This is a genomic window from Streptomyces sp. NBC_01255, from assembly GCF_036226445.1.
Taxonomy (GTDB): domain Bacteria; phylum Actinomycetota; class Actinomycetes; order Streptomycetales; family Streptomycetaceae; genus Streptomyces.
Genome location: NZ_CP108474.1, coordinates 3,551,527 through 3,573,301, shown reverse-complemented (window position 1 = coordinate 3,573,301; position 21,775 = coordinate 3,551,527). Strand labels below are relative to the sequence as shown.

Here is a 21,775-nt window from a genome sequence, read left to right as displayed (position 1 = left end):
GGGGTCTCCTCTCCGGTACGGGGCTACTTCGTGTACGGGACCTTCAGCGCGTTCCAGGAGGCGGCGCCGGGCACGCCGTCGGCGTCGGAGCCGCGGAAGCCGAGCTTGTGCTGCCACTTGGCGTAGCTGCGGCGGTCGGCCTCGCTCCAGCGGGGGCCGGGGCCGACGCCGTACGCGGAACAGCCCTCGGCGACGAGGCGGCGGCCCATGGCCGTGATGATCGGGGAGCTCGTCTCCTTGCGGAAGAACGAGGTGCCCGGGAAGGGCTGGAGGCGGGGCGGGGCGGGCTTGCCGGAGGTGGGGGTGTTCTTGGCGGGGGCCTTGTTGAGGCGGGCCTGGACGCGGTCGCGCATCGTCGGCATGCCGAAGCCCTTGGGGTCGCTCTTCCAGTCGGACCACTCCAGGTGGCCGATGACGGACCTGGCGCCCCAGTCGTGGGCGCGGCAGAGGGCGGCGGAGACCCGCTCGATCGCGTCGAGCTGGGCGGCCGGCCAGGGGTCGGTGCCGTTGCCGAGGTTGATGCACTCGAAGCCGTAGAAGCGGGAGTTCCCGTCGACGGCGTTCGGGGTGCCCTGGTGGGCTCGGGGGGCCGGGGGCCGGTCCCCGTACGTCTCGCTGATCACGGCCTGGAGGACGGACGGGTCGCCGCCGCCGGCGTGGTTGGCGCGGCCGTTGGCGACGAGGTGGACGGTGCCGTCCTTGGCGATGACGCCGTGGCAGAGCGGTCCGGGCAGGCCTTCGTAGCCGTTGAAGCAGAGCTCGACGGAGGAGGCGGTGCCGGTGGAGACGGTGTGGTGGATCATCACGCCGGTGACGGGGCCCCAGGCACCGGTGTGATTGCGGTTGTGGGTGCGCCAGCCGGGGTGTTCGACGACGGTGACGCCTTCGGCGCGGAGCGCGGCGAGGAGCCGGTCCGCGGAGAGGGGAGTGGCCATCTGGTGTCCTCCGGACATGAAGAAGGCCCGCACTCGGGCGGGCGTACGTACGGGTGGGGCGGGGGCCGTGGCTACGCGGCCGTGGTTACGCGGTCGGGGTGGGCTCCGGGTCCTTGGACGGCTCGGGGGCCGCTTCCGGGGCGGGGTCCGGGACCGGTTCCGAGGCGGGTTCCGGGGTCGGCTCCTTGGAGGGCTGCTCCGGGATCGGCTCGGGTTCCGGTGTGGGGGTCGGCTCCGGCTCCGGGGTGGGCGTCGGGTCCGGGGCCGGGGGTGCCCAGGTGGTGCAGAGCGTGGCGTAGGCCGTCCGGCGCGTCTCGAAGTCGGCGAGCGCGGCGGCGACGGCGTCGCGTACGGCCTCCTGGTTCGGGACGACCGGCAGGCCGCCCTGCGCGTTGAGGATGACGAGCCCGCTGCCGCGCAGCGAGGAGCCGGCCGTACCGGCCTCGTCGAGCTGGGCGGTGACGTAGACCTGCGGGTACTCGCCGGTCATCGGGTCGACCTCCAGCGGGCCGCCCATCGTGGTGTCGTGGATGCGGACGTCGACGGTGTGGCCGCCGTCGGTGACGGTGGCGCGGCCGGCGTAGTCGATGGCCACGCCCCAGGGCTGGGCCGGGTCGATGATCATGCGGGGTTCCTCTCCATGGGGGCGGGACGGCTCAGCTCTGGGTGCCGTACATCAGTACCGGCTTGGCGTAGACGGTGCCGGAGGCACTGGTGACCCGGGCCTGGATCTCGATCTTGGCGGTGGTGCCGAAGCGCGTCGTGATGTCGGCGACGATGGCGTCGGTGACGTCGAACTGGCTGCCGGCGGCGACGGTCCCGCCGAACTGGGTGGCGCCGTCGATGATCACCTTCACTTCGCCGGTGGCGCCCGAGCTGGCACGGGTCTCCATCAGCAGGCGCATCCGCGGCTGCCAGACCGGGTTGTAGGAGCGGGCGATCGTCGCCCAGTTGTTCAGGGAGCTCGTCGCCGGCCAGTTCGCGGAGGCGAGGTCCTGCGGCGGCAGCATCGCGAGCCACGGCCGGGCGAGGCCGCCCTTGACGATGTCGTCGGAGAAGACCTCGTGACCGTACGAGTCGTACAGCCGCAGCACCTGCCGGGTGGTGTCGGTGCCGCTGCCGTTGTAGAGCGCGATGGCCAGCTCGCCGGTCTGGCGGCGCATCGCCAGCCCGTACTCGGTCTTCTCCGGGTCCTCGTCCCACTTGCCGACCTGGAGGACGGAGGTGCCGTTCGGCAGCTTGACGTTGAGGGCGCCGTCGGTGACCTCGTTCATGGCGGGCCGGGTGTTGACCGCGGTCGACAGCGCCTGGATGCGGCGCTCCATCTGGGTGAGCCGGTCGATGATGTCCTCGGGCAGCTGGGGCATCAGGCCTCCTCAAGGTAGAGCTCGGCGGTGTCGGGGCGGCCGCGCTCCGGCGGCCTGACCTTGACGCCGATGATGCGGTAGCGGGCGTCGAGGCCGGGGGCGTGCCACTCGTCGGTGATCCGGATCCGGGCGGTGCGGCCGAGCAGCGCCGGCGGCACCACCCCGCCGAGCCGGATGGTGATCTCGGGGATCACGACGGCGCCGGCGGCCTGGGCGAGCTCGGCCGTGGCCATCTTCTCCAGGGTGGCCTGGGAGGTGATCTCGTTGTGGTCCGACGACAGGTCGATCCGCGGCCAGCCGCCCTTGATCAGCGGGGATTCCTTCTCTCCCGAGAACAGCGGCCGGGACTCGGCGGCGGCGTTCGAGTTGATCGACGCGCCGCGCGCCATGGCGGTGGTGCCGCCGCGGGTCGCGTCGCGCGGGAAGGAGTACGACAGGATCGTGCCGGGCCGGTCGAAGACGAGGTCGGTGGCGCCGGTACGGATCTTGGGGGCGCCGAGCCGGAGCTGCCGGATCCGCCGCCCGTCGACCGGGTCCCGGTAGACCATGATCTGGTGCTCGAAGCCGTCGTCGAGCGAGGCGAGCTGTTCGAGCGCCTCCGAGTAGAGGATCTCGTCGCCCTTGCGCCAGCTCGCGGTCCGCTTGGTCGGGGAGACCTCCTCCCCGTGTTCGACGCGGATGTTGCCGCCGACGGCCTTCTGGAGCTCGTCCCAGAGCTTGCGGGCGATCTCCAGCTGGTCGGTGGGCGTCGTGATGTCGAGCTTCGTACGGATACGGCGGCGCGCGGCGTACGAGTCGAAGGTCGCGGCCTGGATGGAGAGCGTCAGTACTCCGCGCTCGCTGCTCTGCAGCGTGCTGGTCCAGATGATGCCGCCCCACCACAGGTCGCCGCCGCGCTCCAGGTAGACCGCGGTGCGGCCCTCCTGGACCTGGCGGACGCGCGCGGCGATCGCCCGGTCGGGGATGGGGATGGTGCCGGAGAGGGAGCCGGCCTTGCCGATGTAGTCGTCGAACTGGACGTCCCGCAGGGGCAGGATGTCGATCGTCTGATCCGAGAGCAGATCGCAGAAGATCGCCCGGTAGGGGGTGTCGAGTGTCATCGCGGTCCTCCCTTACTGGACGTAGGTGGCGGAGACGTTCAGTCCCCCGGTGGTGCCGATGGAGCCGTTGGCGCTCCAGTCGCGCAGAGTGATCTGCGCGTTGGTGAAGTTGTAGATCGTGGCGGTGCCGGAACCTATGGAGTTGGAGGCCACGGCGTCGAACGTCGTGCCCGGGGACCAGCCCGCCGGCAGCGTGACGAGGGGGTAGTCGCTGATGCCTCCGCTGGCGCTGGCGGTGATGTTCTCGCCGGTGCGGATGACGCTGATGCGCACCGTGACGACGCCGCCGCGGGTGCGGCGGGCCCAGAACGACGACATGCTCCAGCCGGTCAGCGCGGTGGCGCCGGTGGTGATGGTCTCGTGGTCGAGCGGCGGGTGGTAGTTCGCCCAGGTGGTGCCGTTCCAGCGCTGGAGGACGCCGTTCGTCTCGCGGAACTGCCCGGTGTAACTGCCCGTGGGCAGGGTGCCGTTGGCGGCGATGCCGCCGACCTCCTTGGGGTACGCGATCCAGCCGGTGCCGTCCCAGCGCTGGAGGAAGTGCGCGTTGTCGTTGTCCTGGTACTGGCCCGGGTAGGCGCCGGGCACGGCCGCGTTGTTGTAGACGGGCAGGATGCCGCCGACGCTGGCCGTCGTGACGCGCAGGTCGGTGACGATGCCGGTCCCCGACCAGAGGATGCCGTTGGAGCCGGCGGAGGTGCCGGCCACCACCTTGACGCTGAACAGGGCGAGGGAGACCGGGGGCGCCGCCGGGACCGCGGGGACGGCCGACGGGGTGCCCTTGACGATCTCGATGGCGGCCTTGCTCTGCTGCGAGCTGTCGTACTGGTCGTCGTACACGCGCAGGACGACGAGGTCGATCCGGTCGTTCAGCGGGTCGCCGTCGGCGAAGGTGACGACGGTGTCCTGGTCGAGGGTGACGGGGTAGGTGCCCTGGACGGCGGGGCCCTGGACGACCGCCCGGCCGGCGTAGACGGTGGCGGTCATCGGGCCGCTGCCGCTCATCCACAGGCCGCCGACGCGGTACTTGCCGTCGTTGGTGCCGGGCAGGATGCCGGAGCGGGCGGTGAGCGGAGTGGCCGGGGTGGTGGCACCGACGGCGGTGTGGCGGGTGCCCTGGCGGGTCTGTCCTGTGGGGGCGAGCCAACCGGAGTGCAAGGTCATGGGTTCTCCCGGAGTGGTGATGGCGGCGGCGGTTACGGAAGCGGGTCGACCTTGATGAACGTGTTGTCGTAACCGCCCTTGAGGGAGGTGGAGTTGGTGACCATCTTGAAGAAGGCCGTGAGGGTGTACGTCGCGCCCGCGGTCAGGTTCGACAGCCGACGCGTGGTGGCCACCGAGATCAGGTGCGGGCTGGCGGCGACCGTCGCGTACTCGTCGTCGAGGTCGCCGACGACCGTGGCTCCCTGGGTGAGCTTGAGCGCCATGAACGCGTAGTGGTCGGCACTGTGCGACTTCATGCGGGCGCCGAAGCTGACCACGACGGACCTCGACGCCGGGGCGACGAAGTTGAGCGCGAGCGGGTTCGTGGCGCGTCCCGCGAGTGTCGAGGTCCATGTGAGCGACGTGGTGTCGCCGTAGTCGCTGTTGTCGACGAAGTACGGGCCGGGCACCGCCGACCCCCACACCGTGCCGTTCCAGCGCTGAAGGGTGCCGCCGGCGTCCCGGTACTGGCCCGGGTAGCTGCCGTTGGTGATCGTGCCGGCCGGGGCGATGCCGCCGATCGGCACCCAGGAGTTTCCGTCCCAGCGCTGGAGGGTGCCGCCGGCGTCCCGGTACTGGCCCGCGTAGCTGGCCGTGGTGACCATGCCGGCCGGGGCGATGCCGCCGAGCGCGGACGGGTACGGCACCCAGGCGCTGCCGTCCCAGCGCTGGAGGGCGCCGCCCGAGTCCTGGTACTGGCCCGGGTAGGCGCCCGGGAAGACCGGGCCCTCGACGGGGAGGATGCCGCCGAGGCCGACGACCGGGGTGCGCAGGTCCTTGAGGGCGGTGGCCCACGGGATGCCGCCGTTGCCCGCGCTGACGGTGGCCGGGACGGTCACCGCGTACAGCGCGAGGCAGCGCGGCGGGACGGCCGGGGCCTGAGGCGCCTGGGCGGGGACGCCCTTGATGATCTCGACCTTCGCCTCGTTGCGGTTCGAGGAGTCGTAGAGGTTGTCGTAGATCCGGACGACGATCAGGTCGATGCGGCCGTACTGGGCGTCGCCCGGATCGAAGGTGACGACCACGGAGCTCGGCAGGGTGACCGGGTAGACGCCCTGGGAGATCTCGCCCTGGATCACGGCCCGGCCCTCGGAGACGAGCGCCGTCATGGCGGATTCGCCCTTCGTCCAGAAGCCGGACAGCCGGTACTCGCCGGTGTACGAGCCCGGCAGGACGCCGGAGCGGACCTGGACGGGGTTGGTCAGCGTCGTCACACCGGTCTGGGTGAGGCGGGTGTCCTCGCGGGTCTGGCCGGTCTCGGCGACCCAGCTGCTGCGCAGGTTCATGGGGATTCTCCGTTCGAGGAGTCGAGGGACGGTTCGGCGTGCGGGGGAGTCAGGACCTGATCCATTCGGCGGAGAGGGTGCAGGCGTAGCCCGAGCCGCCGAGGGTCTTGATCGCCGCGGTGTGGTTGTGGAAGCCGGAGAGCTGGAGGGTCTCGCCGGCGACGAGCCTGATCGGGCTGCTGCCGCCCACGGATATGGCGCCGTTGCCGGCGGGGGTGAGCCAGGTCAGCCGGCCCTGTCCGACGCCGGCGACCGAGACACGGGCGCCGCGCATGCCGGTCTGGGATTCGTTGGCCCAGGTGGCGTGTGCGGAGACCCGCCACCAGCCGGTGCGCGGCACGGTGTAGGTGTTGTTCGTGGTCCAGGCGGTGGCGTCGTCGACCTCGACGGTGGGCAGGTTGAGCACGGTCCAGGTGTTGGGGGGGACGCTCTGTGCCTGGGCGGTCAGCCACTGCGTGGCGCTGAACAGCACGGTCGAGGCGCCTTCGACGTACTGCCAGGAGGCCCCGTTCCAGCGCTGCAGTCCGCCGCCGTTGTCCCGGTACTGGCCGGTGTAGGCGCCGGTGGTCGTGGTGCTCGGGGCGATGCCGCCGACGGGCTTCGGGTACGAGACCCAGGTCGTGCCGTCCCAGCGCTGCAAGAGTCCGGCGGTGTCGCGGTACTGGCCGACGTACGCGCCCTTGAAGCCGCTGGTGGGCATGATGCCGCCGAGGGCCACGACCGGCCAGTGCATGGTGGTGACCGCCGAGGTGGTCCACTGGATGCCGCCTGCGCCGGCGGAGATGCCCTTCGGTACGAGGACCGTGTAGAGCGGGATCGTGCTGCCCGGTCCGCTCGCCGGCGCGGTGGGGGAGGCGGCGGGGGTGCCCTTGACCAGGCGTACCACCGCCTCCGTGGCACCGGTGCGGTCGTAGGCGTCGTCGACGACGGCCAGTTCGATCAGGTCGATCCGGTCGTACATCGGGTCGCCGTCGGCGATGGTGAGGAGCTCCGGGGAGGTGACGGCGACGAGGTAGGCGCCCTGGGCGGTGTCCTTGCCCTGGACGATCGCTCGTCCGGTGCCGATGGTGCACTGCATGGGCGAGCTGCCGGTGAGGACGAGACCGCCCGGCACGATGCCCGACCGCGAGCGCAGCGGGGTCTCCTCGGCGCTCTGGCCACTGGGGGTGAGCAGGGCGGCGAGGGCGAGCCGGGTGTCCTCGCGGGTCTGGCCGGTGGTCTGGAGCCAAGCGGCGCGTACGGTCATGGGTCACCTCTCCGTGACGGTCGGGGTGGCGGATCAGGGGTGTGGGGATCGGGGGCCGGGTTCGGAGGCCTGGATCAGAGGTGGCGGGTCACCATTCGGCGCTGCGCCAGCGGACGGTCATCGTGGCGTCCGGGGTGGCCGAGTCGGGCCGGAAGGACAGCTCGGTACGGCCCGGTTCGAGCGCGAACAGCTCCTCCGGGTTGGAGTCGGCCATCGCGGTGTGCCGTCGGGACGCGGAGTTGTTGAGCATGACCGTGCCCGCGCCGGTGTCGACGACGAGTTCGTCGCCGGCGGCCAGGTCGATCGCGTACCGGAGCCGGCGGCGCGTGGTCCGCTCGGTGACGGTGGGGACGGAGCACGGGCCGCGGAAGACGATCACCGGATGGCAGGGGGCGGAGCCGGTGTTCTCGGCGACGGCGTCACCCGTGCTCTTGGCCTCGCCCCAGGTGAGCGGCCAGGTGAGGGGCCATTCGAGACCTCGCTCGGGCTGCGGGGCCGTCGTGCTGACCATCTGCTCGGTGACGCCGTACCGGCGCGGGTCGGACGCCAGCCACTGGACGGACATGCGCGAGCTGCCCTGGGTGGCGAAGCCCTGGTCGGCGGGGACGACGCGCTGGGCGATCCGGGCGCGTACGGCGAGCAGTTCGCCGTGCAGCCGGACGGTGAGCCAGCGCTCCTCGTCGAGGAGGGCGAGCGCCTGGCGCAGCGCGCGGATGGCCTCGGAGGCCTGGTTGAACTCCGGGATCAGCACGACCGTGCCGCCGACCTTGCGCGGCTTGGCGAACCGGGAGCCCGGCCAGGCGCCGTGGGACGTCGGCCGGTCGGCGTCGGAGGAGTCGTACTCGGGCAGGTCTTCCCAGCCCGACAGGCCGGACTTGTCGATGTTGAACGGCGTGCCGGGCCCGATGAGAAGCCCGGCCCACTGGATCTGCCCGTCCTGGGTGATCAGTGAGCCGGGCGCGAGGTCGGCGGTGTAGGTGTTTCCGGCGTATGCGGTGGTGGTCTCGGCCATGGGGGCCGTCACCTCACTTCTGATGGGAGGTCGGCGGGGTGGGTCGGCGGACGGCCGCTCGGCGGTGGCGGACGGTCGCTCGCCGGCGGACGGTCGTTCGGGGGCGGGTCTTCGCTCGGTCGCGCAGGCGGCCGATCAGCCGCGGGCGGTCGCGAGGAAGAGCAGGTCCTCGGCGGCCGACCGGGGCCCGGCGCCCGGCGCCTCGTGGAACTCCCTGATCCGGTGCGGCCGCCGGGGCGGCTCGGAGAGGGCCGGGACGCGGCGGTTCTCCAGCTGGGAGAGCGAATCGATGCGGTACTCGTCCGCGTCGCCGCCGGGGAAGACGATGCCGCCGTCGGCGAGCATCGGGATCTTGTCGAGGTCGACGCCGAACTTCTTGCCGGTGAAGGGGATCTCGAAGCTGAGCTTGTCGAGACCGTCGATGATCCAGTTCACGAAGGCGATCAGGCCGTTGATCGGACCCTTGACGACCCCGATCACGGTGCTCAGGGCACCCTCGATCAGGTCGCCGATCCCGCGCAGGGCTCCGGAGACCGCGTCCTTCGCGGTCCGGAAGAAGCCGGGGACGGAGTCGGTGATCCAGGAGACCACCGGCCGTACGGCGTTCTTGATGCCGTCCATCGCGCCCGAGGCGATCCCGCGCAGCGCGTTCCACGCCGAGGAGACGGCGGTGCCGAGCTGCGACACCCCGCCGATGACGACGCCGATGCCCGTGATCACTCCGGTGATCAGGGCCAGGTACCCCTCGAAGTAGGTCCCGACCGCCGTCCCGATCATCTCCACGAACGGGGCGAGGAACGCCCAGATCTCCTCGATGACCGCGAGGGCGCGCTCGAAGACCTGCTGCATGATCTGCTGGCCGGTCTCGGAGTTCAGTGCGAACTCGATGATGGCCGCCGCGATGGGCACGATGATGCCGACGACGAAGCCGAGCGGGTTGGCCCGCATGGCGACGTTGATGGCGATCATGGCGACCGAGGCGACGGTCATGACGGTGCCGAAGGTGCCCATCAGCTTGGTGATGACGTCGGTGACGGGGAGCATCGGGATCAGGAGGGCGAGGATCGCGCCGACGCCGGTGCCGATCTTGGCGGCGGCGGTCCGGGCCTTGCCGGCGGCGGTGCCGAACCGCTTGACGCCGGCGGGGGCGGTGGAGCGGCGGATCTTGGTCACGGCGGTGGCGGCGCCGGTGGCGTCGCGGCCGAGGTTCCGCAGGGTGGTTCCGGCGTTGCGGACCGCGGCGTTGAGGTCGCCGGCGCCCCTCGCGGCATGTTGAACGCCCTGCCTGAGCTGTCTCAGTGAGCCGCCCGCCCCGTCGAGCCCCCGCCGTAGGTTGCCCATCGGTGCGGCGACCCCGCGGAAGTTCGGCATGGCCGCGACGGCACTCATCCGCGTGCCTTCGCCAGGTACATCAGGGCATCCGCCGTGGACTGGGGGTCGTTGTTGCGGGCGGCGTGGTAGTGCTCGATGTGCAGTCCGGCGCCCTCCCGGCCGAGCTGGGGGCCGGCGGCCGTACGGGCGCGCTGGGCGGTGAGGGCGAGCAGCCGGTCCAGCTTGGAGAGTGGGAGGACGGCCTCGGCCTCGCCGGCCTCGGCGAGGATCGCCGGGACACCGCCGTGGCGGGGCATGACGACACCACCGGTGGCGAGCATGGGGATGGTCGGCAGGTTGACGCCGAAGGTCTTGCCGCCGACGACCGGGACCCAGCCGGGGACGCTGACCTTGACGCGGTTGAGGCTTCCGATCATCGAGTTGATGAGGCCGATGACGGAGTTGATGGGGCCCTTCACGCCGCTCTTGATGCCGTCGAACGCCCGGGACGCGATGTCCTTGAGGCCGTTCCAGATGGACGACATCTTGTCCTTGACGGCGGTGAACGCCTGCGGGATCGCACTCTTGATCCAGTCGACGACCGGCGTGATGACGGCCTTGATGCCCTTCCAGACCCCGCTGATGACGCTCTTGATCGCGTTCATCACCGTGGTGATGACGGACTTCCAGATGTTCACGTAGGTCTTGATTACCGTCGCGACGGCCTTGACGACGGTGGAGATGGCGCTCTTGATGCCGTTCCAGACCGTCTTGATCAGGTCGCCGGCCTTCTTCATGATCGGCCCGATGGCCTTCATGACGGCGCTGATGACGGTCTTGATGGCGTCGAACGCCTTCTTCATGACCGTCTGCATCGTCTTCGAGCGCATCGCCATTTCGACGATCTTCTCGATGAGCGGCATGAAGAGTTCGAGGAGCCGGGCGAGGATGTTGCCCTTCATGGACTTGTTGAGCTTGTCCTGGCCCTTGGCGGCCTTGCCGGCGCCCGACTCGTACTTGCCGAGCTTGCCGCCGGCCGACTGCGCGGTGTCGCCGGCCTTCTTCATGGCGCGCTCGGCCTGGTCCGAGGCGGTCTTCAGGTTCTTGAGCTGGCCGGTGGAGCCCTGGGCGGCGGTCTTGAGGTTCTTGAGCTGGCCGTTCGCCGCCTTGCCGGCGTCGCCGACCTTCTTGACGGACGTGGCGGCGCCGGATGCCTGGGTCTTGAGGGTGCCGAGGCCGGTGGACGCGTTCTTCAGGTTTCTGACGAGGGACATGGATGTACCTCCTTTCGGGGTGGGGCGGGGATCAGGTGGCCGGGTTCATCTCGCGGTTGAGGTCACGGACGGCCGTGGCGAAGTCGCGCATCCGCCCGGAGAGGGTCCCGGCGTGCTGGGCGAGTTCCTTGGCCGCGTTGGCCGCGTTCTGGAAGGTCGCCACCTTGGGGACCTTGTCCACGTCGAGGCCGTCCATGGCGGACTTCACCTGCCCGATGGCCTTGGCGAAGTCGGCGGTCTTCTTGGGATCCGAGTTCCGCACGGCGCCGGTGATCTTTCCCATGCCGCTGGAGACCAGGGGCATCGCCTGGTGGTTGACGCCGGCGACGGCTTCGGCGACGGCCTTGACGCCCTTCGCCGCCTTGGTGGCCTTGCTTTCGGTCGGCAGCTTCTTGAAATGCGTGACGAAGTCGGGGGCGTGCTTGTTGAACGTCTCCAGCTGCGGGTTCAGCAGCGTGAGCTGGTCGCGCAGGTTGTCGAAGTTGGCGTTCGCCGGGAGGTCGGCGATGCCGCCGCCGGCGACGCCGTTTCGCTCGTTCTGGATGTCCGTGAAGTTCCGTCGGCCGAAGCTGCCGTCGGCACGCATGCCGACCGTCTCGTTGTTGGCGTTCCTGGAGGCGTGCCACTTCTGCAGCTTGAAGACCAGGAAGGCACCGAGCGCGATCATGAGGAGGGGGACGATGATGCCGCCGAGGGCGACGAAGCCGGCGACGATGGCGGCCCCGATGCCCCCCTCGATGCCCTTCTTGATGATCTCGGCCACCGGTCCGAGGCCCAGCTTCTCCATGACCTGTTCCCAGGTGGGCTTGACGACCTCCTCGGCGACCTTGTCCTGCTGTGCCTTGAGGTCCGTGATCAGCTTGTTGACGGGCGCCAGCTGCTGCTTCATCCAGCCGGTCGTGGGCAGCGGGTCGCCGTCGATCTTCGAGAGGTACTGGTGGTGGTCCCTCAGGTTTTCCGAGAGCTCGGGAATCGTTTTCGCTGGGTCGAATTTGAGGGTGGACATGGTTGCTCCGCTTCCGGCCCGTGAGGGCCAAGCGCCGAAAAGCCCCCGCCGGTTCCGGCAGGGGCTCGTTCGTCTGGGGCAGCGGGGGTGGCTAGGCGTCCTCCCCCCGGCGGGGGCCGCGGCGCGCCGTCGCGAGGGCGTCGTTCCAGCCGGCCACGTACGCGAGCGTCTCGTAGCGGGAGACCTCGGCGTACAACGTGCCCAGCAATGCTCTCTTGTCGAGGGCGACGGGTCCGTCGAGGAGCTGGCGGAGGCGGTCCTGGAGAGGGATCTGCGGTCGCGATGCCTCGGCCTGCTGGGTCATGGACGCCTGCCTTCCGGTTGCTTGCCCGTGCGTGTGTGGCGGCGCCGCGGAGTGAGGAGCGGGGGCACCACGTTTTCGAACTGTTGTGCGAACAGAGTGTGGAACATCTGTTCGAGGTTTGTCGAGCGGGAAACTGCTGACGGCGTGTCTCATTCAGCGCCCCCCGTACGGGTTGGCCCTTGATCGGGTCATGCGTTCGACCGGGTAACCTGGAGGACGCATTCCTGGGGCCGACCACTTCGGGGCGCGAGGGGCGCGAGGGGCGCGCGGGGACCCCAGGGGGCGGAAGGCAGTACTGACGCATGGAAACGGAGCCGGGCGCCAACCGGGGGGAACGGGTAGTCGACTGGCTCGACGCCCACCCCGATCTGCCCCACCTGTTCGCCTACCTTTCGGAGCTCGTCCACCTCGCCGGGTACGCGCCCGACGAGCTCGTCGTGATCCCGCGGGCCGAGATCGACCGCCGGGAGACCGCCGCGTTCACCGCCGGCTGGGCCGAGGCAGTGTCGGACGAACTCCCCCGTATCCGCAGGGAGTACGAGAAGCGCGTCGCCGATGCCTACGCGCAGGGGCAGGGTGACGCGCGTGGAATCCGCCGCCCCCAGCGCCGTACGGACGTCGGGCAGGAGGGCGCCCGGGTCATCGCGCTTCCCTTCGCCCGGCTCCTCGAACCGCCCGCGGCCGTCGTCGAGGCCGAGGAGCGCGTACGCAAGGAGCGCGAGCTGTTCGACCAGCGCCCCGAGCCCGAACCGGAGCACCGGACGAGCCCTGAGCCGGACGCGGAAGCCGAGGTTCTGCTGACCGCGCAGGAGAGCCGTACCCGCCGGAACGCCCAGCCGGTACGGAAGGTCGTACGCGGCAAGGGCGGGAGGCCGATCGTGCCGCCGCTTGCCGGAGTGCCGGTCCAGCCCGTCCCGTCCGCCGACCGCCGTGACCCGGACCCCGGCCACGGACCCGGCCACGAACCCGGGCCGGAGGCCGGACCCGCCGTCCCCGACTCGCGCGCGAGCAAGGGGCGCCGGCTGTCCGACCGCGCCAGGGCCCTCGCCGAGGACATGGCCGCCGAGCGAGCACAGGAAGCGCCCCCGGAGCCCACTCCCTGACGGGGGGGGCTCCGGGGGCCGCGGGATCACCCGAAGAACCGGGCGAGGGCGTGGGGAGACGTTCCTTCGTCCTCCCCGGCGGGCGTGTTCCGCCCGTCCTGGTCCGCACCCTCCGCGCCTTCCTCCCCGTCCTCGTCCGTGCTTCCCGGACGGGGGACGGGCTTGGGCGCCTCGGGCGGATCGCCGTCCTCGCCCGTGTTGACGCAGGCGAACATCCAGTTGGCGACGGCGAGATGGTCGACCGTGGCTGCCAGCAGATGGTCGGTGATCGACCACTCGGCGGCCTCGCCGTGGAGCTCGTGCTGGAGCGCGCTGTCCCGTGGCAGGTGCTTGATCAGCAGCAGGACCCGGCGGCTGGAGAGCTCGCCGCGGTGCCAGTCGAGCAGATCGGTGGAGTAGTAGCGGAGGAAGTCCGCTTCAAGGGCCTCGGCGTGTTCGTCGACGAACTCGACGAGGCTCAGTCTTCCCCCAGGCCGAGCCCGGTCTCCTTGCCGTAGGCCTCCAGGATGGCGGCGATGTCCTGCACGGTCACGTCGTGCTGCTCGAAGCGCGCGAACTGCTCCTCACCCATCAGGAGCGCGAGAAGGCCGTCCACGTCGTTGTCGTCGAGCTTGCGCAGCGCCTTGGCGGTGGCGCGGCTGAGCTCGGTCGGAAGGGTGTAGGTCTCGCCGTCCAGCTCGAAGGACCACTTGCGTCCGTGGGCCTCCTGTCGCTGGGCGCGGGCGGCGTTGACGTCGAAACGGGCCATGGTGATGCGTACTCCTTGTTCGAGTGAGTGAAGAAGAAGAGGGGGTGGGGCGGGACGGAGTTCTCCGTCCCGCCCCGGGTGGGGAAGGGGATCAGACAGTCGCGGAGTACTGGCTGTCCTTCATGAGGAAGGTCGCCAGCGGCTTGCCGTCGCCCTTCGACATGGCGGAGAAGGTGATACCGAGCTGGGAGGCCGCCTTGCGGCCCAGCTTGATGTCGTCGGAGGCGGTGACCTGGCCGCGCGGGATGATGAAGCGGTACGTGACCGCGGTCGTGCCACCGGCCTTCACGTCGGTGAACTCCAGGCCGAGGGCGCGCACGTCGGCGAACGGACGCTCGGCGATCTCGTAGCGGTAGGTGTCGACCGCCGGGGTCGGCTCCGCCTTGACGGCGCCGCCGCCCATGAAGAACGGCAGCGTGTCCTCGTTGAACTGGAGCATCGAGAACTTCAGCGAGAGGTCACGGGCCGAGTAGATGTAGTGCACCGGGGAGACCGACTGCCACGAGTCGATGGCCTCCAGCTTGTCCTTCTTGGAGAAGGTGACGCCGTCGCCGGTGGTGAAACCGAGGTCCTTCCAGCCCGCACCGGACCAGTCGACGGCGGCGTCGGTCCCGAAGGTGGCCGGGGCGGGGGTGCCGGCGTCGGCCACGTAGAGCTTGCCTGCACCTGCGACGCGGATCTCGGCAGAGTTGTTTCCAGCCATGGTGGTGTTTCTCCTTGGGGTGATGGGTTGAGAGGGGTGACGACCGCACCCGGACATCCGGTCCGGGTACGGCAAAGGCCCCGCCGGACGGCGAGGCCTGGTCTGTGGGGTGAGCGTCCGTCAGGGAGCCGGAACGGCTCGGAAGACGCTCAGAGGGAGCGGCTAGAAGACGCTCAGGGAGAGGCGGATCACGCAGAGGTAGCGGTTGGCGCCCCGGTAGAGGTAGTCGGGCAGCCAGCGCGGCCCGTCCTGCTCCTCCACGTCGTGGACGACGTTGCCGGCGCCGAGCTGCTTGCCGATGGTGGCGAGCAGGCACCGCCGGGCCGCGTTGGCGAGGACGTGGGCGGCGGTCTTGCTCGGCCCGTACACCTCGAACTCGATCAGCGGCATGTCGACGTGCTGGTCGCCGATCCAGGCGCCGCCGCGGCGGTTCACCAGGACGGCGCTCGTCGTGCCGTCGAAGCCGGCCGGCGCGTTGACCGCGATGGTCGCGCCGGCCAGGGCGGGGTCGGCCTTGAGGACGTCGACGACCAGCTTCTCGACGTCCGGGAAAGCACTCGGGGGAGTGGTCATGACGGTTCTCCTCGGGAGGGGAGGGATGGCGGGACGGGGTGCCGCCCGGGGCGCTCCGGCGGGAGGGGGCGGGGCGCGGCAGCGCGCCCGGACGGCGGACGGCGGAGCCGCGTCCCGTCCTGCGGGCGCAGCTCCGCCGCTGCACCAACTGTGACAGTGATCGTGCGCGCACGCAACTAGAACGCCGAGGGGATCTCCCGGAGTCCGGAGACGACCCGCTCGATAGGTTGGCCGCCACCGAACCGAGGGAGCCGCCCGTGACCGCCGACCGCCCCCGCCTGCTCTACGTGACCGACCTGGCCTACCCGGCCAACGGGCGGCGCTACGGCGACGAGGACATCCACCTCACCGCCCGGCTGCGCGCCGACTTCGACCTCGCCCTCTGCCACCCGCTCGACGCCGCCGCCCTCATGGAGGGCTTCGACGCCGTCGTCGTCCGCAACAGCGGCCCGGTCCTCGCCTACCAGAAGGAGTACGAGGCCTTCCGCGAGCGGGCCCTGGCCCTCGGCACCCGCGTCTACAACCCCCTCCACGGGCGCGGCGACATGGCCGGCAAGCAGTACCTGCTCGACCTCACCGCCGCCGGATACCCCGTCATCCCCACCGCCGACCGCCCCGAGGACCTCCACCGGCTGCCCGACGCCACGGAGTACGCGGTCAAGCCCAAGGCCGGCGCCGACTCCATAGGACTGCGCTTCGTGGCGTACGAGGAGCTCACCGCCTTCCCGTACGGCGAGCTCCTCGTCCAGCCGCGCATCGACTTCCGGTACGAGGTCTCCTTCTACTTCGTCGACGACCTCTTCCAGTACGCCCTGTACGCCCCCGACCCCGAGCGCCGCTGGGTCCTGGAGCCGTACGAACCGACCGCCGAGGACCTCGCCTTCGCCCGCCGTTTCGTCGACTGGAACACCCTCGACCACGGCATCCAGCGCGTCGACGCCTGCCGCACCCCGGAGGGCGGGCTGCTCCTCGTCGAGCTGGAGGACCTCAATCCGTACCTCTCCCTCGACCGCGTCCCCGAGCCGGTCCGCGAGCGCTTCGCCGACGCCCTGGTCGGCTCCCTGCGCGCCTTCCTGAGGGCATGACGAAGCGCCCCGATTCCGGATCCGGAATCGGGGCGCTTCGGTGACGGACGGTCAGGCGGTACGCGTACGGCGGCGGGCCAGCCGCTCCGCCGCGAAGACGTCCTCCAGGCGGAAGAGCTGGGCGCGGCCCGCCTTGCCCGCGGCCCGCAGGTGTCCCAGCTGGACCCACTTGCGGATCGTCGCGGGGGCGACCCCGGCCTCCTCGGCGGCGAGCGGCCCGGGGATCAGCGCGGGCAGCGCGGGCAGGGAGGGGGAACTCAGCACGGGATCTCCTTCGTGTCGTCCATCGCCGCTTCGATCTCCTCGGTACGGGTCCCCGAGGCCTCCGTCAGTTCCGCCCACCCGCTCTCCGGCCACAGGTGCCGGTACGCGGGGTCGTCCTGGCAGCCGCACGCCTCGTCCGTGCACACGCACGCCGGGTTCACGCACAGCACCGCCCGCCGGTCCGGGAACGCCCGCAGCGACACCGAGTCGCACCACGGGCAGCGCCCCGAGACCCGGACGATCGTCTCCGCGTCGCCCAGCGTCCGCGCGCAGCGGCGGGCCATCCGCCGGATCTCGTCCCGGACGTGCCGGGCGAGGACCGGATGGGCGGCGACGGCGTCGAGCAGCCCGACGATCCGCCGCAGCCGTTCGATCACCCCGGCCCGGCGCGGCCGCGGCAGGGCGAGCCGGGCGCAGACCGCGTCCTCCAGCTCCACCACGCCGTCGGTGATGTCCCGGATGGCGTCGGAGATGTGGAGCCGGATCGGGGCGGCGCCGTGCCCGGGGACGGAGAGGCCGTGCCGCTGTTCGAGGAGCAGCGCCTCACGCCGCTCCTCGCGGATCAGCTCGTCGCGGCCGGGGTGCGGGGCGGTGGGGGCGGTCCCGGCGGGGGAGCGGCGGCCGGGGGCCAGCTCTTCGGAGAGCTCGGGGAACTGCCGTACGAGGGAGGCGGTCCAGAGGGTGATGTCCCGCAGGACGAGCTCGACGGTGTGGTCCGCGCGGTCGGAAAGGCCGGCGGTACGGGCGGCGGGCTCGGCAGGATCGGCGTGCTCGGTGACGTCGGTGAGGTCAGCCACGGCGGCGGCTCCCCGCCATCGCGACCGCCTTCGCGACGCGCTGGGCGTCCGCCGGGCGGCCGTTGCGCCACAGACGGCCCGCGCAGACGCCGTCGAAGTAGCTCTCGGCCGGGGCCACGGCCGCCTCGCACTCGCGGCGGACGGGGCAGTCGGCGCAGGCGCGCAGCGCCGGGGCCGCGTCCTTGGGCCGGCGGGCGAAGACGACGGACGGGGAGAGGCCGGCGCACGCGGCGGAGGCCTGCCAGGGGGACGGGTCGGTCGGGAACAAGAGGTTTCTCCACGGTCCGGGGCCACCGGGGCGTCCATGGGGCCGGTGGGGCTTCTGGGGCTCAGGGGGCCGGCGAGTGCGGCGGTGAGCAGCCTTACACGTTGCGTGCGAGCGCGCAACAAACTTGTGGGGATGTCCTGACCGGGCCTTCATCGATTCGACACGATTGCGTGCCCGAAAGCACGTAATTCTGTGCGCGCAAGCACGCTAAAGTATGGAATCCGGAGGGTGGGGAGTAAGGGAGCGGTACACATGACCAGTCAAGGGCTCGACGAATTCGCGGGCTGGGTCGAAGGCCTGATGAGAGCGCGCGGCTACGACATCGACAGTCCCCGCGGCGGAGGGAAGTCCCGGATCGCGGACGAGGCCGGGGTGCACCGCGCCGCCGTGACGCGCCTGCTCCAGCGGCAGAGCATGCCCGACCTGGAGACGATGCGCCGGATCGCCCCGCTCCTCGGGGTGTCCGTGCGGGACATGCTGATCCGGTCCGGCCGGGTCACCCCCGAGGAGCTGCCGCTGGCGGCGGACCTGCTGCCGCCCAACGACTGGCAGCCGACCATGGAGGACTTCGCCCGCTGGCTGGGCGTGCCCGACGAGCGCCTGGGCGTCTTCGTCAAGGTCGTGAACCAGTTCCTGGAGCCCGACGAGGAGGGACTGGACGACCCTGCCGCCGTCGAGGCGCGGCGGACCGCGCGCGACTGACCACCTCTGTCCGGGCGCTCCGGGTCGCCGGGTCCACCCCGGCGGCCCCCCTCCGGGCGCCCTCCCCAGGGCGGCCGGAGGGTGCCCCGCCCTGCCTCGCCCTGCCCGGAGCTCCGTGCGCGTCGGCATTTGTTTTGACCGGAGTCCGTGCGATAGGTACGCTCAAGCCTTGTGCCTGGGGTGTGCCTGGGCTCCCGTGCGTGTCTTCCGCCGCACGGCGAGTCCGCGAAACGGCCACCGTGATCCGCGCCTTTTCCGCCTTCGGCGGAGGTCCGCGAGATTCGACACACCCGACCGCGTGGGTCGGCGAGTGTTTCAGGTTAGTTTCACCGACGGCACACAGAAACCGGAGAAGTAGTGCCTACGATCCAGCAGCTGGTCCGTAAGGGCCGGCAGGACAAGGTCGAGAAGAACAAGACGCCCGCGCTCGAGGGTTCCCCTCAGCGTCGTGGCGTCTGCACGCGTGTGTTCACGACCACCCCGAAGAAGCCGAACTCGGCCCTCCGTAAGGTCGCGCGTGTGCGTCTGACCTCGGGCATCGAGGTCACGGCCTACATCCCGGGTGAGGGTCACAACCTGCAGGAGCACTCCATCGTGCTCGTGCGTGGTGGCCGTGTGAAGGACCTGCCGGGTGTTCGTTACAAGATCATCCGCGGTTCCCTCGACACGCAGGGCGTCAAGAACCGTAAGCAGGCTCGCAGCCGCTACGGCGCCAAGAAGGAGAAGTAAGAATGCCTCGTAAGGGCCCCGCCCCGAAGCGCCCGGTCATCATCGACCCGGTCTACAGCTCTCCTCTTGTCACCTCGCTGATCAACAAGATCCTGCTTGACGGCAAGCGTTCCACCGCCGAGCGCATCGTGTACGGCGCCATGGAGGGTCTTCGCGAGAAGACCGGCCAGGACCCGGTCATCACGCTGAAGCGCGCGCTTGAGAACGTCAAGCCGTCCCTCGAGGTCAAGTCCCGCCGTGTCGGTGGCGCCACCTACCAGGTGCCGATCGAGGTCAAGCCGGGCCGCGCGTCCACGCTGGCCCTCCGCTGGCTCGTCGGTTACTCCCGCGCCCGTCGCGAGAAGACCATGACCGAGCGCCTTCTGAACGAGCTGCTCGACGCCTCCAACGGCCTCGGCGCTGCTGTCAAGAAGCGTGAGGACACGCACAAGATGGCCGAGTCCAACAAGGCCTTCGCGCACTACCGCTGGTAGTCGCAACCCACATCGAGACCGAGAGAAGACTGAGCCGATATGGCTACCACTTCGCTTGACCTTGCCAAGGTGCGCAACATCGGCATCATGGCGCACATCGACGCGGGCAAGACGACCACCACCGAGCGGATCCTGTTCTACACCGGCGTCTCTTACAAGATCGGTGAAGTCCACGACGGCGCTGCCACGATGGACTGGATGGAGCAGGAGCAGGAGCGCGGCATCACGATCACGTCCGCCGCGACGACCTGCCACTGGCCGCTCGAGAATGTCGATCACACGATCAACATCATCGACACGCCGGGTCACGTCGACTTCACCGTCGAGGTGGAGCGTTCGCTGCGCGTGCTCGACGGTGCTGTCACCGTGTTCGACGGTGTGGCCGGCGTCGAGCCCCAGTCCGAGACCGTTTGGCGACAGGCGGACCGCTACGGCGTCCCGCGTATCTGCTTCGTCAACAAGCTCGACCGTACGGGCGCCGACTTCCTGCGCTGCGTCGACATGATCGTGAACCGCCTTGGCGCGGTCCCGATCGTCATGCAGCTGCCCATCGGCGCCGAGATGGACTTCCAGGGTGTTGTGGACCTCGTCCGCATGAAGGCCCTGGTCTGGTCCGCGGACGCGTCCAAGGGCGAGATGTACGACGTCGTCGACATCCCGGAGAACCTGACCGAGCTCGCCGACGAGTACCGCGGCAAGCTGATCGAGTCCGTCTCCGAGAACGACGAGGAGCTCATGGAGCTCTTCCTCGAGGGCGTCGAGCCCACCGAGGAGCAGCTCTACGCCGCCGTCCGTCGCATCACCATTGCCTCCGGCAAGGGTGGCGGCGAGAAGACGGTCACCCCCGTCTTCTGTGGCACCGCGTTCAAGAACAAGGGCGTCCAGCCCCTGCTCGACGCGGTCGTGCGCTACCTTCCCTCCCCCCTGGACGTCGAGGCCATCGAGGGCCACGACGTCAAGGACGCGGAGCTGGTCGTCAAGCGCAAGCCGTCCGACGACGAGCCGCTGTCGGCCCTCGCGTTCAAGATCGCGAGCGACCCGCACCTCGGCAAGCTCACCTTCGTCCGGATCTACTCCGGTCGCCTGGAGGCCGGCACCGCGGTGCTGAACTCCGTCAAGGGCAAGAAGGAGCGCATCGGCAAGATCTACCGCATGCACGCGAACAAGCGTGAGGAGATCGACTCGGTGGGCGCCGGCGACATCGTCGCCGTCATGGGCCTGAAGCAGACCACCACCGGTGAGACGCTGTGCGACGACAAGAACCCGGTCATCCTGGAGTCCATGGACTTCCCGGCGCCGGTCATTCAGGTCGCGATCGAGCCCAAGTCCAAGGGTGACCAGGAGAAGCTGGGTGTCGCCATCCAGCGTCTCGCGGAGGAGGACCCCTCCTTCCAGGTGCACTCGGACGAGGAGACCGGCCAGACCATCATCGGTGGTATGGGCGAGCTTCACCTCGACATCCTCGTCGACCGTATGCGTCGCGAGTTCAAGGTCGAGGCGAACGTCGGCAAGCCGCAGGTCGCGTACCGCGAGACGATCCGCAAGGTCGTCGAGCGCGTGGACTACACCCACAAGAAGCAGACCGGTGGTACCGGTCAGTTCGCCAAGGTGCAGATCGCGATCGAGCCGATCACGGACGGCGACGCCACGTACGAGTTCGTGAACAAGGTCACCGGTGGCCGCATCCCGAAGGAGTACATCCCTTCGGTCGACGCGGGTGCGCAGGAGGCCATGCAGTTCGGCATCCTGGCCGGCTACGAGATGACTGGCGTCCGCGTCATCCTTCTCGACGGTGGCTACCACGAGGTCGACTCCTCCGAGCTCGCGTTCAAGATCGCCGGTTCGCAGGCCTTCAAGGAGGCCGCGCGTAAGGCTTCGCCGGTCATCCTCGAGCCCATGATGTCCGTCGAGGTCACCACGCCCGAGGACTACATGGGTGAGGTCATCGGCGACATCAACTCCCGCCGTGGTCAGATTCAGGCCATGGAGGAGCGCAGCGGCGCTCGCGTCGTGAAGGGCCTCGTGCCCCTCTCGGAGATGTTCGGCTACGTCGGAGACCTCCGCAGCAAGACCTCGGGTCGCGCAAGCTACTCGATGCAGTTCGACTCCTACGCCGAGGTTCCGCGGAACGTCGCCGAGGAGATCATCGCGAAGGCCAAGGGCGAGTAACTCTTCCGAGTTCACGCTTTAGGCTTGACACCAGTCGCCGGGGCTCGACCCCCGAAACCCGAGGAATCGGGCCCCGGTGGATGGCATCCCAGCAAAGATCACCTGGCGCCGATGAAGCAA

At 70.1% G+C, this 21,775-nt stretch carries 25 protein-coding genes; 6 read left to right on the top strand and 19 right to left on the bottom strand.

What is annotated here, in order from left to right; all coding sequences use genetic code 11:
* Positions 1-23 precede the first annotated feature (23 nt).
* From OG357_RS15660 to OG357_RS15605, 12 genes are all read right to left on the bottom strand, one after another.
* Positions 24-935 (bottom strand): peptidoglycan-binding protein, encoded by a 912-nt coding sequence (locus OG357_RS15660; RefSeq protein ID WP_329621728.1) that lies wholly within the window; start codon positions 933-935, stop codon positions 24-26.
* Between the two features lie 85 nt (positions 936-1,020).
* Positions 1,021-1,560, bottom strand: coding sequence for an ATP-binding protein (locus tag OG357_RS15655; RefSeq protein WP_329621727.1), 540 nt, complete (start codon positions 1,558-1,560; stop codon positions 1,021-1,023).
* A 31-nt stretch (positions 1,561-1,591) separates the two neighbouring features.
* Positions 1,592-2,302 carry a hypothetical protein gene (locus OG357_RS15650; RefSeq protein ID WP_329621726.1) on the bottom strand — a complete coding sequence of 237 codons (711 nt, stop codon included), beginning with the start codon at positions 2,300-2,302 and terminating at the stop codon, positions 1,592-1,594.
* Positions 2,302-3,402, bottom strand: a complete 1,101-nt coding sequence (locus tag OG357_RS15645; RefSeq protein WP_329621725.1) for a hypothetical protein — start codon at positions 3,400-3,402, stop codon at positions 2,302-2,304. The genes OG357_RS15650 and OG357_RS15645 overlap by 1 nt, the downstream gene beginning before the upstream one ends.
* A gap of 12 nt (positions 3,403-3,414) precedes the next feature.
* A complete protein-coding gene (locus OG357_RS15640) occupies positions 3,415-4,563 on the bottom strand; it encodes a hypothetical protein (RefSeq protein WP_329621724.1) in 1,149 nt (382 codons plus the stop codon).
* A gap of 32 nt (positions 4,564-4,595) precedes the next feature.
* Positions 4,596-5,888 carry a hypothetical protein gene (locus tag OG357_RS15635; RefSeq protein WP_329621723.1) on the bottom strand — a complete coding sequence of 431 codons (1,293 nt, stop codon included), beginning with the start codon at positions 5,886-5,888 and terminating at the stop codon, positions 4,596-4,598.
* A gap of 49 nt (positions 5,889-5,937) precedes the next feature.
* Positions 5,938-7,134, bottom strand: coding sequence for a hypothetical protein (locus tag OG357_RS15630; RefSeq protein ID WP_329621722.1), 1,197 nt, complete (start codon positions 7,132-7,134; stop codon positions 5,938-5,940).
* Between the two features lie 88 nt (positions 7,135-7,222).
* A complete protein-coding gene (locus OG357_RS15625; protein WP_329621721.1) occupies positions 7,223-8,146 on the bottom strand; it encodes a phage distal tail protein in 924 nt (307 codons plus the stop codon).
* 135 nt (positions 8,147-8,281) lie between these two features.
* Positions 8,282-9,535, bottom strand: coding sequence for a tape-measure protein (locus OG357_RS15620; protein ID WP_329621720.1), 1,254 nt, complete (start codon positions 9,533-9,535; stop codon positions 8,282-8,284).
* Positions 9,532-10,731 (bottom strand): phage tail protein, encoded by a 1,200-nt coding sequence (locus OG357_RS15615; RefSeq protein ID WP_329621719.1) that lies wholly within the window; start codon positions 10,729-10,731, stop codon positions 9,532-9,534. Before OG357_RS15615 ends, OG357_RS15620 begins: the two co-directional genes overlap by 4 nt.
* A gap of 31 nt (positions 10,732-10,762) precedes the next feature.
* Positions 10,763-11,737 carry a hypothetical protein gene (locus OG357_RS15610; RefSeq protein WP_329621718.1) on the bottom strand — a complete coding sequence of 325 codons (975 nt, stop codon included), beginning with the start codon at positions 11,735-11,737 and terminating at the stop codon, positions 10,763-10,765.
* A 91-nt stretch (positions 11,738-11,828) separates the two neighbouring features.
* Positions 11,829-12,041: a hypothetical protein gene (locus tag OG357_RS15605; protein ID WP_141295727.1), complete on the bottom strand. Its 213-nt coding sequence runs from the start codon at positions 12,039-12,041 to the stop codon at positions 11,829-11,831.
* 302 nt (positions 12,042-12,343) lie between these two features.
* Here OG357_RS15605 and OG357_RS15600 point away from each other — a divergent pair, with 302 nt between their 5' ends.
* Entirely contained in the window at positions 12,344-13,144 is an 801-nt protein-coding gene (locus OG357_RS15600; RefSeq protein WP_329621717.1) for a hypothetical protein, read from the top strand.
* Between the two features lie 26 nt (positions 13,145-13,170).
* On the opposite strand, the gene OG357_RS15595 is transcribed toward OG357_RS15600, so the two are convergent.
* The 4 genes from OG357_RS15595 to OG357_RS15580 form a co-directional block, all read right to left on the bottom strand.
* Positions 13,171-13,488 carry a hypothetical protein gene (locus tag OG357_RS15595; RefSeq protein ID WP_329625600.1) on the bottom strand — a complete coding sequence of 106 codons (318 nt, stop codon included), beginning with the start codon at positions 13,486-13,488 and terminating at the stop codon, positions 13,171-13,173.
* A 113-nt stretch (positions 13,489-13,601) separates the two neighbouring features.
* Positions 13,602-13,892, bottom strand: coding sequence for a hypothetical protein (locus OG357_RS15590; protein WP_329621716.1), 291 nt, complete (start codon positions 13,890-13,892; stop codon positions 13,602-13,604).
* Positions 13,893-13,983: 91 nt separating this feature from the next.
* Positions 13,984-14,595, bottom strand: a complete 612-nt coding sequence (locus tag OG357_RS15585; protein WP_329621715.1) for a phage tail tube protein — start codon at positions 14,593-14,595, stop codon at positions 13,984-13,986.
* A gap of 162 nt (positions 14,596-14,757) precedes the next feature.
* The gene (locus OG357_RS15580; RefSeq protein WP_329621714.1) at positions 14,758-15,168 is read right to left on the bottom strand and encodes a hypothetical protein; all 411 of its coding nucleotides are present in this window, start codon (positions 15,166-15,168) and stop codon (positions 14,758-14,760) included.
* Between the two features lie 257 nt (positions 15,169-15,425).
* Here OG357_RS15580 and OG357_RS15575 point away from each other — a divergent pair, with 257 nt between their 5' ends.
* Positions 15,426-16,253 (top strand): hypothetical protein, encoded by an 828-nt coding sequence (locus OG357_RS15575; protein ID WP_329621713.1) that lies wholly within the window; start codon positions 15,426-15,428, stop codon positions 16,251-16,253.
* Between the two features lie 51 nt (positions 16,254-16,304).
* Here the strand turns inward: OG357_RS15575 and OG357_RS15570 are convergent, their stop codons facing one another.
* From OG357_RS15570 to OG357_RS15560, 3 genes are all read right to left on the bottom strand, one after another.
* Positions 16,305-16,517 (bottom strand): hypothetical protein, encoded by a 213-nt coding sequence (locus OG357_RS15570; RefSeq protein WP_329621712.1) that lies wholly within the window; start codon positions 16,515-16,517, stop codon positions 16,305-16,307.
* Entirely contained in the window at positions 16,511-17,212 is a 702-nt protein-coding gene (locus OG357_RS15565; RefSeq protein ID WP_329625599.1) for a hypothetical protein, read from the bottom strand. Before OG357_RS15565 ends, OG357_RS15570 begins: the two co-directional genes overlap by 7 nt.
* 94 nt (positions 17,213-17,306) lie before the next feature.
* Positions 17,307-17,582, bottom strand: a complete 276-nt coding sequence (locus OG357_RS15560) for a WhiB family transcriptional regulator (RefSeq protein WP_329621711.1) — start codon at positions 17,580-17,582, stop codon at positions 17,307-17,309.
* A gap of 252 nt (positions 17,583-17,834) precedes the next feature.
* Between OG357_RS15560 and OG357_RS15555 the strand changes: the two genes are divergently transcribed.
* The 4 genes from OG357_RS15555 (at position 17,835) to fusA (ending at position 21,655) form a co-directional block, all read left to right on the top strand.
* Entirely contained in the window at positions 17,835-18,284 is a 450-nt protein-coding gene (locus OG357_RS15555) for a helix-turn-helix transcriptional regulator (protein WP_329621710.1), read from the top strand.
* Positions 18,285-18,641: 357 nt separating this feature from the next.
* Positions 18,642-19,013, top strand: coding sequence for a 30S ribosomal protein S12 (gene rpsL, locus OG357_RS15550; protein ID WP_003948652.1), 372 nt, complete (start codon positions 18,642-18,644; stop codon positions 19,011-19,013).
* A 2-nt stretch (positions 19,014-19,015) separates the two neighbouring features.
* Positions 19,016-19,486: a 30S ribosomal protein S7 gene (gene rpsG, locus OG357_RS15545; protein ID WP_024755400.1), complete on the top strand. Its 471-nt coding sequence runs from the start codon at positions 19,016-19,018 to the stop codon at positions 19,484-19,486.
* Positions 19,487-19,525: 39 nt separating this feature from the next.
* A complete protein-coding gene (gene fusA / locus OG357_RS15540) occupies positions 19,526-21,655 on the top strand; it encodes an elongation factor G (protein WP_329621709.1) in 2,130 nt (709 codons plus the stop codon).
* Positions 21,656-21,775 lie beyond the last annotated feature (120 nt).